This window comes from Armatimonas sp., from assembly GCF_964826245.1.
The window spans coordinates 1-17107 of record NZ_CBAYMC010000073.1; the positions used below are offsets into that span (position 1 = coordinate 1).

Genomic DNA, 17107 nt, shown 5'->3' on the forward strand with positions numbered 1-17107 from the left:
TAAGGCCAACCAGATCAATTCCCGTGTCTTTTCCGTCTAAATCTTTCCGCCCCGGAAACTCACTCCAGAGCCATACATTCTTGAACTGATGAGCGTACATCGGATCGGTCTGAAGATAGGCTTGGATCAGCCTCTCAAAGCGGTCACCTTTGTCATGCTCAGAGAATGAGAACTTTCGGTACTTGTCAAGAACACGATTAAAAGACACGAATTTTTGTTCCTATGGTTTAAGGGGTTCTACATCATAGCAGAGCATAGTTTGATTCTGACGAATAAAAATACGTCTGCCAAAAAAATACCCCCACTCTCCCCCTTCCTTCGTCGAGGGAAGGGGGCCGGGGGGATGGGTTCTGGGATGGGGATGGGTTCTGGGATGGGCTTACCCTGCGGCGTGCACAATTGGGCGCTTGCCGGGATCGGGCTGGTTGCGGCGCAGAATCTCGTGTGTGAGGGGGGCGATATCGCCCTCACCAAAGAGAACGAAACGCACGAGAAATACCATCGGGTTGGACTCGATCCAGTTGAAGTAGACGTGTGGGCGGCGGTTATGGCGCTTCTGAACATCGAGCAAGATTGCCGCGATCGCATTGGGAACAGCGACCCCGTGACAGCGGAGCACCCAGAAACCACCAACATCAATGCCCTCTACCCGAAGTGTTGAGGAGAACGAGGAAGAGTCCGGGACGTAGATCTCTAGGAAAGCATCGCGCTCCCCTTCCGGGAAGTGGTGTGTCCATGCCGCGTTGCGTGCGGCAAGGCTATACTCCGCCACATCGCGCTCGTCGGGGTGGTTGGCAATAAAGCGCACCTCGGGCTGCAGAGCCATCTGAGCGAGCATCTCCAGCGCCTTCTCATCGAACTCTATCTTGTCTACGCGCAGCTCAGTGACGCGCCAGACGCGGGAGATCAGAGACAGAATCACAATAATCCCGATGAAGAAGCTCGCGATCTTGAGACCGTCGCTACGTTCGATGATATTGACAATGGTCGTGTAGGCAAAGATCGCCGTGATCACACCAAAGGCAACCCTAAGGCCTCTCTGGCCCGCTTTGTGCGCGGCAATCGTGACGGCCACAGCGGCGCTGGTCATTAGCACCAGAACACCCGTGGCATAGGCACCGCCTTGGGCATCCACATCGGCTTGGAAGATCAGTGTCACGGCTACCGCAAGAACCATGTAGACCACCACCAGAGGCCGATTGGCGCGAGTCCACTCAGGGGCCATGCCGTAGCGGGGGAGATAGCGCGGGACGATATTCAGGAGCCCCGCCATCGCACTTGCGCCTGCGAACCAGAGAATTAAGATCGTGGAAATATCATAGATCGTGCCAAACGCGGGGCCAAAAAACTTCTCCGCAAGATAGGCTAGGGCGCGACCATTGGCTGTGCCACCTTTTTTCAGCGCATGGATCATAACATGGTCTGAGCGGCTGGGGTCATCGGCAATCGTGATCTTGACTTCGTCGGTGTCAATACCATTGACCTTCACAGGAACGGAGAACTCAGACTTGCCCTCCAGATACGGCTTTAGTGGAACCGAGACGTTCCAGACCGGCTCCTTCACATAGGCACTATCTGGGTGGATAGAGAGTAGAACCGTTCCCTCTAAGTGCGTTTTGTCCACGCTCTTCTCCGCGACCATCTTGGGATAGAACTCGTGGGCGGGGATCAGGAGAGCTGTCACAAAACTGGACGCGAGCAGGTAGCAGCTCATGATCGCGGCGGCGGAGAAGAGCAGCTTGCGCGTGTTGGCGACGCGGCCCTTGGGATTGGCATCAGTATCGTCTTTGTCGCCTTGTACCAGGGGCATCACGGCAACGCCCGTCTCAAAGCCCGAGAGTCCCAGAGCCAGCTTGGGAAAGAGCCCTAGAGCGGCCAAGAGAATCAGTCCAATGCTCCCATGAACGGCGAAGGGCTTGCCAAAGAGCTGTGGCCGTGCTGCCTGCAGCATCTCTTGGAAGTCACTCTGATGTTTGGGAAGATCCGCAAGCAAGAGCTGGACGCCATGGCCAATGACCATGGCATTGAGAGCCAAGTAGGCCAGCGTGAGAACAACCGCAATCCCCACAGCTTCCTGAAAGCCTTTGAGAAACACAGCCCCGAGCAGGAGTAGCAAGAAAAGCGTGATCCCGATCTGCCAGGCAGTTGGGTTATGCTCCATAAAATGCGCCACAAAGTGGTTCTCACGGACGTGCGCGGCGGCGTCGGCGGCGGAGAGGGTCATCGTGATAATGAAGTCCGTCGCCACAAAGCCCAGCAGAATCAAGACAAAGAACTTGCTGTACCAGCTCTTGAGCAGCGCCTCCAGCATCGAGATCGAGCCCTCGCCGTGAGGACTCTCTTGGGCAACACGGCGGTAGATGGGGAAGGCTCCAAAGAGTGTGAGCAGAATCAGCACCAGAGTGGCGATGGGCGAGAGGGCTCCTGCTGCCAGAAACGCGATTCCGGGCTGGTAGCCTAGGGTGGAGAAGTAGTCCACGCCCGTGAGACACATTACTTTCCACCAAGCGTGAGGCTTGTGTCCGTGCTCGTGCTCCTCTTCAAAAGCCCCCTCGGCGTTGGAGACATAGCCTTCGAGAAACCACTTTTTAAACTTTGCGTTCATGGGAAATTCTTGTCTTAGCCTGCGACATGGACAATCGGGCGCTTGCCTTGATCGGGCTGGGCGCGGCGCAGAATCTCATGGGTGAGGGGCGCGACATCTCCTTGGCCGGTTAAGAAGAACTTGCCTAAAAAAGAGAGAGGGCTACCGTTGATCCAGTTGAAGTAGATATGTGCTCGTCTATTATGCCGCTTTTGAAGCTCCAGCGCCACGGCAGCGATCGCATTGGGCACGGCGACCCCGTGGCAACGGAGCACCCAGAACCCGCCCTCATTTATGCCTTCTACCCGAAGCGACGACGAAAAATTCGATGCGTCTTGGATGTAGACCTCTAGGAAAGCGTAGCGCTCTGCGGGGGAGATCTGGTGGTCTTTTTCTGCGTCAAATGTCGCGCGGGAGTACTCGGCGGCATCGCGCGCATCGGGGTGGTTGGCGATAAAGCGCACCTCGGGCTGCCTGGCAAGCTCGGCCATCATCTGGAGTGCTTGCTCATCAAAGACGATCTCGTCTACCCTAAGCTCGACCGTGCGCCAGACGCGTGAGACGGTGGAGATTAGCAAGATCGCGAGGATAAAGAGAAACGAGATCCCGAGCCCCTCGGCCTTGTTGCTGATGATATTAGCCAGGATGGTGTAGATGAAGATCGCCGTGACGATACCAAAGCCGATCAATGCCACGCGCTCTTTTGCCCGCCAGGCGGCGATTGTCACGGCAATGGTCGCGCTTGTCATGAGGGCCAACACGCCGGTGGCGTAGGCACCCGCTTGGGCATCCACATCGGCCTGGAAGAGCAGAGTGACGAGAAAACAAATCCCGGTAAAGATGACGACCAGAGGCCGGTTGGCGCGTGTCCATTCGGGGGCCATGCCGTAGCGGGGGAGATAGCGTGGGACGATATTCAGAAGCCCCGCCAGGGCGCTCGCCCCGGCAAACCATAAAATCAGCACCGTGAAAATATCGTAGACCGTCCCGAACGTCTCCCCAAGATAGGTCTGGGCCATGTACGCCAGAGCACGGCCATTGGCAACACCAGGCTTCTTGGTTGCAGAGAGCTTGTAGAGAGCGCCGCCACTGATGGAAGTCACGGTCAGGGTCACGGGAACCGGTTTCTCGACTACCTCTGAGGTGCCCTCTCCCTCCTTTGCCACAATCGTGCTGGTTCCGAGTGGGGGAGAACCGGGCACTTCGACGACAAAGATCGGCTCTTTTTCCTTCTTGGGATGAAGGGTTATCGTGGTGCCTTTTACAAACTCGGTGGCGGGAATCGTGCGCTCCCCCATGAGCGCGGGGAGATACTTGTCTGGGGAGATCAGTGTGGTGGTGACGATACTACTGCCGATCAGCAAGACACTCATCAGCACCGCTGCCGTGGTCAGCAGGTGCCCTGCGTTGCGAATACGGCCCTTGGGCTCGTCCTCGGTGTCCGTCTTATCGCCCCCGACTAGGGGCATCACCACAACACCCGTCTCGAAGCCCGAGAGTCCTAGGGCGAGCTGTGGGAAGACAATAATCGCTGCGATGGCCATGTGAGCTGGTGTCGGGTGGATCGCCAAGAGACTGCGCTGCCACTCTCCCAAAAGCTCCGGGCGGTGGGAGATCTCCTGAATTCCTCGGACGATCACGGCGATATTCAAGCCGATGTAGACCACCACAATCCCCACCGCGATTCCAATGGCCTCCTGAAAGCCTTTGAGAAACACAGCCCCGAGCAGGAGTAGCAAGAAAAGCGTGATCCCGATCTGCCAGGCAGTTGGGTTATGCTCCATAAAATGCGCCACAAAATGGTTCTCGCGTACGTGCGCCGCAGCATCGGCAGCAGAGAGGGTGATGGTGATGATAAAGCCCGTCGCTGCAAAGCCAATGAGACAGAGCACCAGTAGCTTACCCTGCCAGTAGGGGAGCAGCTTGGCCAGCATCGAGATCGAACCATCCCCATGAGGGCTTGCCTTCGCTACCCGCTTGTACATGGGGAGCGCCCCAAAAAGCGTGAGGAGGACTAAGACAAAAGTGGCGATGGGAGAGAGTGCTCCGGCGGCAAGCGCGGCAATTCCCGGTTGGTACCCAAGAGTGGAGAAGTAGTCTACCCCCGTGAGACACATGACCTGCCACCAGGGATGGGGCTTGTGTCCGGGCTCATGCTCCTCTTCAAAGGCGCCTTCGACATTGGAGACGTAGCCTTCTAAAAACCAGTTCTTAAATTTTGTGTTCACTATAGTTCGTACCGGGTAAAACGAGGTTATGCTACCGCTAAATTCGCGGATGTCAAATAGCAGACCCTATCATAGCAGGCAAGTTGCACTTTGGCTTTAAGACAAGGCATAATAGAGGTATGGCAAGGAAGCATATTTTTCTCGGAATGACACTTACGGCGGGGCTCGCTCTCGCGGCTAGTATCCCCGCGCTCCCTAAAATCACCCTTGCGGAGCGGGGGCAGGGGGGGGCTTTGGAAGACGTTTTCCAGCGTGAGCTCTGGCCGGTGCTCAGTAGCCAGTGCGCCTCGTGCCATGGCAAGAAAAATCCCTCGCAGTTTTTGCTGCCGACGGACTCGCACACCGCGTTTCTCAAGCTTATCGCCGAGGGGCAGTTCGACCCGGACAACCACTCCAGCATTGTCTACCGCGTGACGACCACGGATAAGAACATTATTATGCCTCCGCAAGGCATGCACAAGCTCACCGTGGCGCAAGTGACTAGCTTCGATCACTTTGGCGAGGCAGTTCGCGCACAGCAAGCCGCCACCGGGAAGAAACCCGACGAGCAGTTTCCTACCTACCTGACCCTGCCTTTCACGGGCGCAAAGAAGCCCAGCTTTGACAATACCTTTATCACGTTTCGGCAGCTCCGGGGCAAGACTCTGGCGATCTTTGGCGATGATGGTGAGCGCGAAGACCGTAATTTATTTATGGACAATGCCCATCTCTTTGGCGGCGCGGACTTTATCAAGCGCTTCGACGAGACCTCGAAAGCCTCCCCGACATTTCTTTCGGGCGTGGAGCTGATCGGTCGTGAGCTGGCGAGCAAGGCCTATCTGAACCGCACGGGGCCGTTTTCGGGCTTCAGCGATGCTACCGCAGAGCGCGAGGGAGTGACGCGGCTCTGGAAGAAGCTACTTTTCCGCGAACCCACGGCCTCCGAACTCGTCGAGGCGCAGGCATTTCTCAAGAGTGTCGCGGCGGCGCAGACAAGCCTCGCGGAGACCGCCCCGAGTGACCTGCGTTTCTCTCTCGCGGTCACGGATGAGCGGGGTCAGCGCGTGCTTAAGGAGCTGGGAATCGCCGTGCGCAGCGATGACCATGCGCTCACGACGCTCTACGTGGATCAGGAAGCGGGGGAGCTACCCGAAAAAGAGCTAGGGAGTTTCTCTCTGGTTCCCGGCGACACCGGCCAGCGCGTGATTATCAGCAACGCCGAGAGCTATGGCAATGTTAGTGTGGTCGGGATTCGGGTGAAGGGCGACTCGGGCGAGAAAGTTCTCAAGGTGGGCGAACCGGGAGTCTTGGTCGAAGGAGCCTGGAAAGTCAGCGGGGCCAGTGCGGAGGACAATAGCGAGAACAAAGGCGCATCGCAGATCACGTTTCCGCTAAGTGTCGAAAAGCCCGGCAAGTACTCCGTGAGCTTTCTCTGGCAGCGTGCCGCCACGCCCAAGGCGAGTGCGAAGCGCCCGGCGGGGAAGAACCTCGCCCCAAGCTCGCTCTGCCGTGATCTCTGTGTCCAAGTGCTCAGCCGCGATAGCGTGAGTCGTGTTGCGACACCTCCCACGCCAGACGTGCCCCCCAAAGGGGAGGCGCACTTTGTCATTGACCAGAGCGTGGACAACCGGCCTCATGCAGACTTAAAGTCATCGTTTGTCTTTGGGGCAAGCGGCGGCATTGAAGTGCGCAACGACGGCACCAGCAAGCGCGTGGTCGCCGATGCCGTGCGGCTCTTTGCGCCAACTAGCCCTACGCCGATTCTGCTGCGAGCAGGTAAGGCAAAAAATAAAGAGCAGTGGGGCAAGTTTCCCGCCGAGAGCTTCAATCCCTACAATACAGTCGGGCCAGAGCTGCTGCAAGACCTGGGAACGGATGGCAGCAAGAGGCCCCTGGCCCTGCTCTTTCCTCCCACCACGGGCGAGGGCTACGACCCGACCCGCGCCTACCGACCTGCCATTGTCTACCCCGGAAAAGCCGATAACGAGACCCGAGTGCCGATTGTGGTGAAAGCCGAGTCCTCGTCGCCGATTGTGCAGCTTGCCGCGCCACTGATTGCCCACGCCGGGGCGCAGATCGTCGTGGACGCGTCGTCGTCGTATAACATTCAGCGCTCGGCCTTGACCTTTCAGTGGACGCAGATCGGGGGGCCACGAGTCGTGCTGGCGAACCCAAAACAGCCCAAGCTGACATTTACCGTGCCCAAGCTCTCCGCCAAACAAGCCGCGTGGGAAGGGCTCTGTCGGGCGCTCTTAGCCCACCCCGACTTTCTCTTCACCCGTCCCCGCTCGCTGACGGCCACCACCGACCCTAAAGTCCGCAAGCGCTTGCAGCTCGTTAAGCTTGCTCAAGACTTGGTGGGGCGCACGCCAAACGACACCGAGCTGGCGCAGTGCGACTCCGGTGTCGCGCTGGAGAAACTCACCGACGGCTATCTCGCCTCCAAAGAGTTTGCAGACTTCTACTTTCACCGCACACGGCTCTATATCGAGAGCCACGGGACGCCAGAGCAAGATGAACCAGCGCGGCTCTGGATCTACCTGATGACCCAGAACCGCCCGTTCAAAGAGCTGCTCACCGCCGACTATACCGTCAATACCGCGTTTCAGCGCGAGCCGCGCCCGGCCTACTTCGGTAAGACCGGTGTGCTGACCATGAAGGGGTTTATCCAGGGCAAGCCTAGCCTGCCGCACTTCAACTACTCCGCCCAGGTCTGTGAGAAGTTTCTGGGCTACGCCTTTGAAGTCCCGGATGAGATTGTGCAGTCGCGCCAGGGAATCACCGCCTCAGCGACCACCGACCCGAAGTCGGCCTGCTACACCTGCCATAAAGTCCTCACGCCGCTCGCCTATCAGAGAGCGCACTGGGACGACCTGGGCAACTACCGTACGCACGATGAGTACGGCCTCGCCATTGACCACTCGGATCGTGACGAAGTGGCGGCCTATCCGTTTAAGGGCGAGGGAATGGAAGCGTTTGCGACGCAGGCCGTCGCCAAAGAGCGCTTTATCCGCACGATCCTGCAAACGCACTTCGTCTGGTACTTTGGCCGCGAGCTGCGCTGCGAGACCGACGAGCGTGGCCTCTACCTGCGGCTCTGGAATGCTACCCAGAAAAGTAATTTTGCCATCAAGCCGCTCATAAAAGCGCTGGTGCTCACCCCGGAGTATCTCAATGGCACGGTCACGGCACCACTCGCCCCCGATCCCAAGAAGAAGCGCCTCGCACAGCTTTCCACTTTTCATCAACGCATCCAAAAAATGAAGAGTAAGCAATGATAAAGGTTATTGATGGTCACTACCTTCCCGACGATCTGGATGAGCTTCTTGATCTCATCAACGAGGCAACATGCTGGAATCTGTCGGTGGTAAGTGATCAGGCAGAGGTCTGGGGCTGTGGGAAATACGATAATTGGAAACCAGCCCCGTCGGCTACTGGCATTTGGGAAATTTTTGCAGGGCATGGGCTTGTGGCAGAATGTGACTTACGCGAGGAGATGCTGGGGTTTGTCAAAGGTGTATTCTTCGCTGCATTTCAAGGAGAAAACAGAGCTAGTATTTTGAACTTTCTGAACTGGCAGAAGGCCAACACCGTCGATTATGTTAACGTACGACAACGAGTCTGGTTTGAATGGATGTTTCCGCAGGATAATCCCATCCCCATACCACGATATGAAAATATAGAAATGGAGCTAGAGCAATGACACTATTGCTTGAGAAAGCATTTGGCAAAGCCTCAGAACTAGAAGCAACAGAGCAGGACGATTTGGCGCAGTGGTTGCTTGATGAGATTCAGCACGAAGAGCGCTGGAAACATTCGTTTCGTGAATCTCAGGATATTCTCGCACTGCTCGCCGATGAAGCATTGCTTGAGTTCAGGAGCGGAAAGACAAAAGAGCTAGAGCCAGAGAAACTGTGATATCACGGACAACTCAGAGGTTTCGAGTGCATCCCGGACTACGTTTTCGAAATGTTCACGAAACACAGCCAATTTACTCTGCAAGAATCAACCAGAGCTATCGTGCGGTGGGAGTCCGAACAGGTGAAACGATTGTCTGGTTCTGGATTGGGAGTCATGCGGAATATGATCGCCTATTAGATCGTTTGTAAGGAAAATCAACATGAGTGACTATCACGATATCGAAGAGGGGGCCGTGGAGTTTTCGGAGTGCCCGGAGCTGGGGCCTTCGGTTCTGGACACGCACTTGCCCAAGCCAACCGTGAACCCGTGGGCGGTGACGCGGCGGGACTTTCTGCGTCGCGGGGCGACGGCGGGGCTGACGCTTGGGGCGGCGGACTTTCTGGGGTACTTACTCAAACATGGCGATCCGAATCAAGGCGCGGCACTGGCGGCGAGCTTGGAGGCAAAGGCCGCCGAAGGGGCTGACCCCCACTATCTAATCTACTGGTTTGTGGAGGGCGGCTGGGAGAGCTACGACATGTTCTCGCCGCTGGACACTGAGAACAATATCTTCCCCAAGACCCGCCTGCCGTTTGAGAAAATCAGCGCCGAGCGCTACCGGGTGCTGAACTTTAACACACCTGGTTACCGGGTGGACGGCATCTGGAACGGAAAGATCAACTATGGCTATCTCGCCGAGCCGGGCAAGAGCCTGTTTCCGGAGATGGCCGTGCTCTCGTCCATGCACACCGGCCAGTTTCACTCCGGCGAGCGCCTTAAAGCCCACATGGGCAGCTATGACTTACGCCTCCAGGCGGACCGTGATCCCGATGAGCGGAGCGTCATGCAGGCATTTGCTGAGGTCTATGGCCAGAGCTACGCGCTTCCTAATCTCTCGTGGCACTGGTGGCTTAGCGATGGCGAGCTCAATGAGGTGCAGTACACGGGGCGCAAGGGCTACTACCATGCCCTCGGCCCCGCCCACGCCCACACGATCTATGGAGGCACGCCCGCCAATCTCCGTGACTTTCTGCTACGGATGCAGGGCAGCGCCAGTGATGTGGTCAATCGGCAGATCGAGAAGTTTCTCGACAATGCGCATGCCGGGCTGCGTAAAGACACCGAGATGGAGACCATCAAGAGCTACAACTCGGCGCGGCAGATCTATGCGGGGCTTTCGAGCAAGGGCAAGTCGCTGGATCGGGGAGCCCTCTCGCGCCTCTTTACCGACCCGACACTCAAAGAGAAGTTTAAAGTTAAGCCCGTGGACGAGCTGATCACCTACCGCTCGATCAATGGCAACAAGGCCCGCACGAAGTTCTGTCCTGCGACCAATGTGCAAGCCATGATGACCTACGAGCTGATGCGGGAGAACCTTTCGTGCGCTTACTTTATCGAGACACGCGATATTCGTCACTTCGACTCGCACCACAGCCGCAAGAACCTCTGGGCAGGCGATGGTGTCACGCCCAAGGGCCAGCCAGACCAGACAACGGGCCTCAAAGAGGAGCTCTGGGAGCCGCTCCTCACTCTCGTGGAGCTGCTGAAAAACACGCCGCATAAGACCACCGGGAAGCCGATCTGGGACTACACACCTGTCGTGCTGACCAGTGCGTTCGGTCGCTCCCTTCATGGCGATGTAGACGATATTATCAAGTCCAACCTGCCGATGTCGGAGCAGAAGCAGAAACTTGACGGTCAGGATATCTCCGAGCACTGGTTCGTGACCAGCGCGGCGTTTCTGGGGCCAAAGGTCAAGGGCGGGACGCAGTGGGGGCGCGTGGGAACCAAGACCATGCAGGCCATCCCGCTCCAGCCCGATGGCTCCCTCCACCCGGACTTCGATCCCGTCACCGGCGAAGGCCCCGTCGGCTGGAACGATAAGACCAGTGCTCGCTACAATGCCACCAAAGAGAAGCTCTACCGCGATGCGATTCCCAACCACGGGGATGTCTACGCCACGGCGCTCTATCTCTGTGATATTCCCAAGCGCAGCCAGACGGGGCGTAACGACCGAAACCCGCTGACGTACATCAAACGTTCCTCCGGTTGAAACGGACGGGATATAATACGCGTCGTGATTGAGCTAAAAAGTGTCGGGGTGACGTATCCGACCGGAAACGTGACAGCACTGACCGATATCTCCCTAGCGCTCCCCGCCGGGGACTTTGCCTTTTTGGTGGGGCCGACCGGAGCCGGGAAGTCTACGCTCCTCAAGCTACTCTACGCCGATGTGCGAGCAACGTCGGGGAGCATCTCCGTGGCGGGCCGCGACATTACCAAGATCATCCCCCATGAGATTCCCGCGCTCCGGCGGCAGATGGGGATCGTCCTCCAAGACTACGGCTTACTTCCCCAGCGCACGGTCTGGGAGAACATGATGTTCGCCTGCGAGGTTCTTGGGCTACCACGGCCCGAGGCACGCCAGCGGGTGCGAGAGCGCTTGGAGCAGGTGGGGATGCTGTCCCGGTGCGATGCCTTTCCTGCTCAGCTCTCCGGCGGCGAGCAGCAGCGCGTTGCGATTGCGCGGGCACTGGTGGGAAAGCCCGCCTTACTCATCGCCGACGAGCCCACGGGCAACCTCGATCCGGAGACGAGCGCCGGAGTTATGGACGCCTTGCTTGCCGTGAGTGATGAGGGAACGACCGTGCTGGTGGCGACTCACGACAAAAACGCTGTGGATCGCCTGCGCCGCCGCGTGATCGCGATCGAGCGTGGCACTCTCGCTCGCGACGAAGCCGAAGGGGCTTACGGGTACGCCTCGTGACACGTGCCTTTCCGTTTCTCTTTCGTGAGGCGCTGATCAACCTGCGGCGGCATGGCCTGATGACCGTGGCGGCCATCACGACCATTGCCGTGGCGCTCACGCTGGTCGGATCGTTCTCTCTCACGTTCTCCCAGCTCCGCACCATGAGCCGTCGCACGGTAGATGCCTTTGAGATGCGCGTCTTTTGTCGGCCTGAGATCACCCGAGAACGCCTAGATGAGACTGAGGCAAAGCTACGTGAGCTGCCAGGCGTGGCAGAAGTGACCTACCGCTCACGGGACGATGCTTTTGCCGATGCGGCAAAGAGCCTCCCCATTGACACGGTCGGCCTCCCAAACCTCATGCCCGACACGTTCGTGGTCAAGCTCCGTAGCGCCGAGCGGGCGTCTACCACGGCAAGCACGATTCGGAGCTGGCAGGGGGATGTCGAGAACGTGGATGTGCCAGAGGAGGAGCTAAAAGTGGTTCTCCGGCTGGCGGACTTTATCCGAAACCTGGGGCTACTGGGCGGAGCGCTCTTGCTCTTTGGTGCCCTCGTGGTGGTCGTCAACACCATCCGCCTCTCGGTGTTTTCCCGTCGCCGCGAGATCCAGATCATGAAGATCGTCGGTGCCACCCCCGGCTTTATCCGCCTGCCCATGCTGATCGAGGGGCTCATTCACGGAGTTGTCGGAGGGCTCCTGGCAGCTCTGGCCCTGATTGCCTTGCTTCGCTATACGGACACTCTAACCGTCGCGATTCCCTTGCTGGCGAGCTACCTGGAGCCCGTCAACCTCCCTTTACTGGCGATCTCTCTCGTTTCCGGCGGAGGTTTCCTCGGGGCAACCGGAGCTTGGCTCAGTCTCTCTCGGTACCTGCGCTAAAGCGCTCCGCCCAGTCGAGCATCTCCCACAGGACATGGAGCACGCTCTCACGTGCTCGGTAGCTGTGGCTCTCGTGGGGCAGAAGGGCGAGGCGTGCCGTCGCTCCGTGCGCTTGAAGGGCTTGGTAAAAACGCTCGGACTGAATCGTGTGCGTCCCCGGATTATTGTCTACCTGACCATGGATCAAAAGAAGGGGGTCTTTGATCTTGTCGGCGTGGGTAAAAGGCGAGAGCTTGTGGTAGATCTCGGGCGCTTCCCAGTAGCTCCGGCGCTCACTCTGGAAGCCAAACGGGGTGAGGGTGCGGTTGTAGGCACCGGAGCGGGCGATCCCGGCGCGAAAGAGTCCGGGAGCGTAGGCAAGGAGATTGGCGGTCATGAACGCGCCGTAGCTATGTCCCCCCACCATCACGCGCTTCGGGTCGGCGATCCCGCGCTCCGTGAGGGTGTGGATGGCCGCTGTCGCCGCGCCGACAAGCTGCTCGGCAAACGTGTCGTTCATGGTCTCGGGGTCACCGACGATCGGCATGGCGGCATCCATCAGCACGGCCCAGCCGCGCAGGAGAAACCAGAGGGGGCTGGTTCCCATGAGCCGAGTGAAGGTCTTGTCAGAGCCACGGACTTGCCCTGCCGTCGCCGCGTCGCTGTACTCTTCCGGGTAGGCCCAGAGCAGAAGCGGCAGGTGGGGCTGGGAGTCTGGCGCGATTCCGGGGGGCAGATAGAGCATCCCTGAGAGCGGAACCCCATCGGCCCTTTCGTAGCGCACCAGCTCCTTGTGAAGCCCGGTGACTTCCGGGTGCGGGTCGGTGTAGTGGGTTAATGCTCGGCCCCCCCCGCCCCCAATAATGGGGGAGCCAATGTAAAAGTTGGTTGGCTCCGTGCGGCTCTGGCGGCTGGTGAGAAGCTCGTCGCCGATAAAGGCGAGGAACGTCTCAAAGTGCGTGTCGCCGCACTGGAAGACTCGCTCTTTCTCGCCGGTACTGAGATCGAAGGCATCCAGAAACGGGCGGTCACCCTCGGGCGTGGCGCCACGACCTGCCAGAAAAACACGGCCCCCCCGCGTGTCCATGACCCGCTCGCCCGTGGGCTTCTGGGTCGTGATAAAGCTCCCCGGATCGCCGTAGGCATCGTTGACGGAGAGATCAAAGAGTGTCTTGCGTGCTTCCCAGCGTCCCCACGTAAAGTAATACGTCGTCCGCCAGCGCCGGTCACGGTCGTACTCGGTGACAATGGCGGCGTGCGGGTCATCCGGCCAGTCCCAGCCCGCAAACCGATGTGTCAAACGGAAGCTTTCCGCCCCCCCTGCCCCCGCCGAGCAGGGGAGTGAAAGCGTCATTACTTTGTCGCGGTGCTCGACTTTGGCGAGGGGATTGCCACCGTCGAGCGCCTCGACAAAGTGGATCGTGGCGGGGAGATTGGGCTGCCACTGTGCACCTCGTGGGCCGGTCGGGACACCCTGCTGTGGGACTTCATCGCTGATCGGGAGCTCGGCAATCGTGTGGACAAGCTGACCCGTCGCTCGCTCCCAGACCTCCGTGCGGCGGGCGAAGAGCTGGTAGGGGACGCGGTAGGAAAACGGCGGGACGAGGCGCGTGACCAGAACAAACTCTCCGCTCGGCGAGGGGCGTGCGCTCGTGGCCAAGACGGGGGAACCGACGTGCGTGAGAGTCTGGGAGAGAAGATCGAAGGTCGCAAGCTGAACCGTGGCCAGGTAGGTAAAGAGCGCCTCGTCGTAGGGGCTGGTGAGCAAGTCCTGATAGGTCGCCGCGCGGGTCTGCTTGCCACTGGCCTCCTGGACAATCGGGCCGTCGGGGGCGGTCGGTCGTGTCGGGGCGGCTCCCAAGTCCGCGACGAGAGTCAGAAAGAGGGTCTGGTTGTCTATCCACTGGATCGGAGCCGCCAGCATGTCCGAGAGCGAGATTCCTGGCAGAGTCTGGGCGGTTGCCGTCGCAACCTCACCGAGTGCTAGAGAGAGCCCTCCGCCCGGACTCTCGACAAAGAACGCAAAGTGCCTCCCATCATCGCTCCAGACCGGCCCGCCGGGAATCGCCTCGGCAGGCAGTCCCGTCACGGGGCGCTCGCTGCCCAAAGACGTACTGAGAAGCGTCAGGTTGCTGTACCGAGTCAGCCGCTGCGTCCCTGGGCGTGTCACATCAAAGCGAACCCCCGCCAGCTTTTCAAAGGGCCGTGCGAGATCTGAGATAGGGGGGTAGGCCTCGTAGCCCAGCAGCAACAAGTGCGACCGATCCGGGGAGAGCGAGGAGAGCGGAGTCAGGGGCGCATCGAGCAAGGCAACGAGGTCATCGCCGGGCGTTTGGTAGGGCATAGGAGGGATTCTACCCGACTTTGACGAATGAAAAAGCTATTAGAAGTCATTAGGGAGGCACTGTGATGTTGTTGTTTCGGACCTTGGCGGGAGTCTTTGCAATCGGGATGATCCTGATCGGTTTACTTGCCTCACTGATTGGTGGCTTTAACGCAACTCAGTTGTACGTGGGAGTTGTGCTGACATTCATCACAGGGTGGATTGCCTTCCGCCGACATGCCTTGATCTGGTTTTCGTCATTCTATTGGCTAAGTATTGCTGGGATTGTTTGTCTCTCTGCTCCCTGGCTTCCTCTCGTGACGGCTGTTGATCAGCTTGCGAAAGGCACACCTCGCGAAGAAGTTGTACAGCGTTTAGCACCTTGGCTTGAAGAGGAAAAAATTCCCAAAGGAAACGAATCTTCGGCTTGGTCACCCTTCAACACTCGGACGAGTCAGGCGTGTCGGTCACTTCTCTCTCCACCCGAGGCTATGGAATTGAGTTTTCGAAACAACAGGCTCCAGCATATCAAGATATATTGGGACTGAGAAAAGCCTGCGATAGAATAGCGGGGCGGAATCGGAAGGACAACGACTTAATTTTATGCGCTGGGCTGAGATTGAAATAGCGGCGGTGGGGGATGATCAAGAGCTGTACTCTACCCTTCTGACGGAAGTGGCGGGGTGCCAGGGTTTTTCGGCAGACTCAAGCACAGTGAAGGGGTATCTTCCTGTGGATGAGCGTCTGGAAGGCTCGCTGCTAACACTGCGCGCTGCGGCGGGGCGTGAGGTGACCATTCGGTTTGTGCAGGAAGAAGACTGGGCCAACGCTTGGAAGCAGTACTTCAAGCCGCAGCGGATCGGAGAGCGCATTGTGGTCAAGCCGAGCTGGGAAGCGTTTTCCCCTAAGCCCGGTGATCTTGTCGTGGAGATGGATCCTGGGATGGCATTCGGGACGGGGCTGCACGCCACGACGCGGCTCTGTCTGCGTGCGCTTGAGCAGCACGTCAAGGGCGGAGAGACCATCGCCGATGTCGGGACCGGCTCGGGGATTCTGGCGATTGCTGCGATTCTACTCGGCGCAAAAAGCGCTATCTGCACCGATATTGACCCGCTCGCCGTTCGAATCGCGCGGGAGAATATCGAGCGCAACAAAATGACCGGCATTGTCGAGGCCGTTGAAGCGACACTGCCGCCACCGGGGCAGTTTGATATCGTCGTTGCCAACATTCTCCCCGATGTGATCCTAGGAATGGCAGAAGAGCTCATCGCCGCCACAAAGCCAGGTGGTCTTCTGATGGTCTCCGGCATCATCGAAAGCCGCACGGAAGATGTCAAAGCAGGTCTAGTGGGACTTGGATTAAAGATTCTAGCGGTTGAGACGGAAGGAGAGTGGGTCGGAATTCTGGCACAAGGGGAATAACCTAAAACCCGCCTATTTGCAGTGCTGTCTATTACTTGATATAGTTTAGCTCACTGTTTGTGCGTATTTCCTAATCTCACTAATACTTATAGACATGAAGTCTGAGTTCGTAAAAAACTATGTTTAATACCGATTGTTTAATCGTTGGGGCGGGATATAGCGGCTTAGTTGCTGCAGAACGCTTAGCAAATAAATACGGTCTTCGAAGTATTATTGTTGAACGACGCTCCCATATCGGGGGGAATGCTCATGATGAATATGATGACCATGGTGTTCTTGTGCATACTTACGGCCCTCACTACTTCCGTACAAATGCAGAACGAATAAAAGACTATTTATCGCTATTTACCGAATGGCATCCTGTTGATTATAAAATTTTATCCTATACAGAGGGGAAGTACTGGAAGTTTCCCATTAACTTAAATACATTTGAACAATTAATTGGCCGCGATTCTTCCACGGAAGAAATGGAGGCATGGTTGGCAGAAAAACGGATTCCCATCGAGAGTCCGTCAAATTCGGAAGAAGTTATTATCTCTCAGGTAGGTTGGGAACTCTACGAGAAATTCTTTAAGGGTTATACAATTAAACAGTGGCATCGGAGTCCTAAAGAATTAGATGCTAGCGTTTGCGGACGTATTCCTATTCGGACGAATCGTGATGATCGTTATCTTCGCGAGACATTTCAAGCCTTGCCTAAAGCGGGATATAGTCGGATGTTTCAACGCATGCTTGCTGCTTGTGGGGATTATGTTCGACTTCTCCTAAATACGGATTATCGTGAAGTGATGTCACAGATAAGCTACCGGCACTTAATCTATACAGGACCAATCGATACTTTTTTTGATGATTGTTATGGAACACTACCCTACCGGTCACTACGTTTTGAACGCGAGTCGTTTGATGCAGAACAACTCGAAAGGCGTATAGAAATTTCAGGGCGCGAAGGTTTTTGGCAGCCTGCGATGCAAGTGAACTATCCAAATGATGAAAAATTCACGAGGATTGTTGAGATTAAGCATGCAACGGGGCAAAAAACTTCAAACTCTACAATTGTACGGG

At 57.5% G+C, this 17107-nt stretch carries 14 protein-coding genes; 10 read left to right on the forward strand and 4 right to left on the reverse strand.

Going from position 1 to position 17107, the window contains the following annotated elements; all coding sequences use genetic code 11:
* From AC1XOS_RS09155 to AC1XOS_RS09165, 3 genes are all read right to left on the reverse strand, one after another.
* Window positions 1–208, reverse strand: a 208-nt coding sequence (locus tag AC1XOS_RS09155; RefSeq protein WP_481961913.1) for a restriction endonuclease, incomplete at its 3' end; no start/stop codon positions are given.
* 171 nt (window positions 209–379) lie between these two features.
* Window positions 380–2605, reverse strand: a complete 2226-nt coding sequence (locus AC1XOS_RS09160; protein WP_481961914.1) for an APC family permease — start codon at window positions 2603–2605, stop codon at window positions 380–382.
* Between the two features lie 14 nt (window positions 2606–2619).
* Complete coding sequence (locus AC1XOS_RS09165; RefSeq protein ID WP_481961926.1) at window positions 2620–4701, reverse strand: APC family permease; 2082 nt, start codon at window positions 4699–4701, stop codon at window positions 2620–2622.
* Between the two features lie 230 nt (window positions 4702–4931).
* On the opposite strand from AC1XOS_RS09165, the gene AC1XOS_RS09170 reads away from it, so the two are divergent.
* From AC1XOS_RS09170 to AC1XOS_RS09200, 7 genes are read left to right on the forward strand one after another with little or no spacing between them, the layout of a single operon-like run.
* On the forward strand, window positions 4932–8069 hold the full coding sequence (locus AC1XOS_RS09170; protein WP_481961915.1) for a hypothetical protein: 3138 nt from the start codon (window positions 4932–4934) through the stop codon (window positions 8067–8069).
* Entirely contained in the window at window positions 8066–8494 is a 429-nt protein-coding gene (locus AC1XOS_RS09175; RefSeq protein ID WP_481961916.1) for a hypothetical protein, read from the forward strand. Before AC1XOS_RS09170 ends, AC1XOS_RS09175 begins: the two co-directional genes overlap by 4 nt.
* Entirely contained in the window at window positions 8491–8709 is a 219-nt protein-coding gene (locus tag AC1XOS_RS09180; RefSeq protein WP_481961917.1) for a hypothetical protein, read from the forward strand. Before AC1XOS_RS09175 ends, AC1XOS_RS09180 begins: the two co-directional genes overlap by 4 nt.
* Window positions 8706–8900: a ParE family toxin-like protein gene (locus AC1XOS_RS09185; protein WP_481961918.1), complete on the forward strand. Its 195-nt coding sequence runs from the start codon at window positions 8706–8708 to the stop codon at window positions 8898–8900. Before AC1XOS_RS09180 ends, AC1XOS_RS09185 begins: the two co-directional genes overlap by 4 nt.
* A gap of 11 nt (window positions 8901–8911) precedes the next feature.
* On the forward strand, window positions 8912–10744 hold the full coding sequence (locus tag AC1XOS_RS09190; protein ID WP_481961919.1) for a DUF1501 domain-containing protein: 1833 nt from the start codon (window positions 8912–8914) through the stop codon (window positions 10742–10744).
* 24 nt (window positions 10745–10768) lie between these two features.
* The gene (locus AC1XOS_RS09195) at window positions 10769–11458 is read left to right on the forward strand and encodes a cell division ATP-binding protein FtsE (RefSeq protein WP_481961920.1); all 690 of its coding nucleotides are present in this window, start codon (window positions 10769–10771) and stop codon (window positions 11456–11458) included.
* Window positions 11455–12321 carry a cell division protein FtsX gene (locus AC1XOS_RS09200; RefSeq protein WP_481961921.1) on the forward strand — a complete coding sequence of 289 codons (867 nt, stop codon included), beginning with the start codon at window positions 11455–11457 and terminating at the stop codon, window positions 12319–12321. The genes AC1XOS_RS09195 and AC1XOS_RS09200 overlap by 4 nt, the downstream gene beginning before the upstream one ends.
* Here the strand turns inward: AC1XOS_RS09200 and AC1XOS_RS09205 are convergent.
* Window positions 12296–14644 carry an alpha/beta hydrolase family protein gene (locus AC1XOS_RS09205; RefSeq protein WP_481961922.1) on the reverse strand — a complete coding sequence of 783 codons (2349 nt, stop codon included), beginning with the start codon at window positions 14642–14644 and terminating at the stop codon, window positions 12296–12298. The two genes, AC1XOS_RS09200 and AC1XOS_RS09205, sit on opposite strands and share 26 nt — an antisense overlap.
* A gap of 62 nt (window positions 14645–14706) precedes the next feature.
* On the opposite strand from AC1XOS_RS09205, the gene AC1XOS_RS09210 reads away from it, so the two are divergent.
* From AC1XOS_RS09210 to AC1XOS_RS09220, 3 genes are all read left to right on the forward strand, one after another.
* Entirely contained in the window at window positions 14707–15171 is a 465-nt protein-coding gene (locus tag AC1XOS_RS09210) for a hypothetical protein (RefSeq protein ID WP_481961923.1), read from the forward strand.
* Window positions 15172–15226: 55 nt separating this feature from the next.
* A complete protein-coding gene (gene prmA, locus AC1XOS_RS09215; RefSeq protein ID WP_481961924.1) occupies window positions 15227–16045 on the forward strand; it encodes a 50S ribosomal protein L11 methyltransferase in 819 nt (272 codons plus the stop codon).
* 119 nt (window positions 16046–16164) lie between these two features.
* On the forward strand, window positions 16165–17107 hold a 943-nt coding region (locus AC1XOS_RS09220; RefSeq protein WP_481961925.1), incomplete at its 3' end, for a UDP-galactopyranose/dTDP-fucopyranose mutase family protein.

Bases quoted from the DNA above. Each gene is read 5' to 3' on its own strand.
- AC1XOS_RS09160 (WP_481961914.1), bottom strand. From the start codon at position 2,605: ATGAACGCAAAGTTTAAAAAGTGGTTTCTCGAAGGCTATGTCTCCAAC.
- AC1XOS_RS09165 (WP_481961926.1), bottom strand. From the start codon at position 4,701: ATGTGTCTCACGGGGGTAGACTACTTCTCCACTCTTGGGTACCAACCG.
- AC1XOS_RS09170 (WP_481961915.1), top strand. From the start codon at position 4,932: ATGGCAAGGAAGCATATTTTTCTCGGAATGACACTTACGGCGGGGCTC.
- AC1XOS_RS09175 (WP_481961916.1), top strand. From the start codon at position 8,066: ATGATAAAGGTTATTGATGGTCACTACCTTCCCGACGATCTGGATGAG.
- AC1XOS_RS09180 (WP_481961917.1), top strand. From the start codon at position 8,491: ATGACACTATTGCTTGAGAAAGCATTTGGCAAAGCCTCAGAACTAGAA.
- AC1XOS_RS09190 (WP_481961919.1), top strand. From the start codon at position 8,912: ATGAGTGACTATCACGATATCGAAGAGGGGGCCGTGGAGTTTTCGGAG.
- AC1XOS_RS09205 (WP_481961922.1), bottom strand. From the start codon at position 14,644: ATGCCCTACCAAACGCCCGGCGATGACCTCGTTGCCTTGCTCGATGCG.
- prmA (WP_481961924.1), top strand. From the start codon at position 15,227: ATGCGCTGGGCTGAGATTGAAATAGCGGCGGTGGGGGATGATCAAGAG.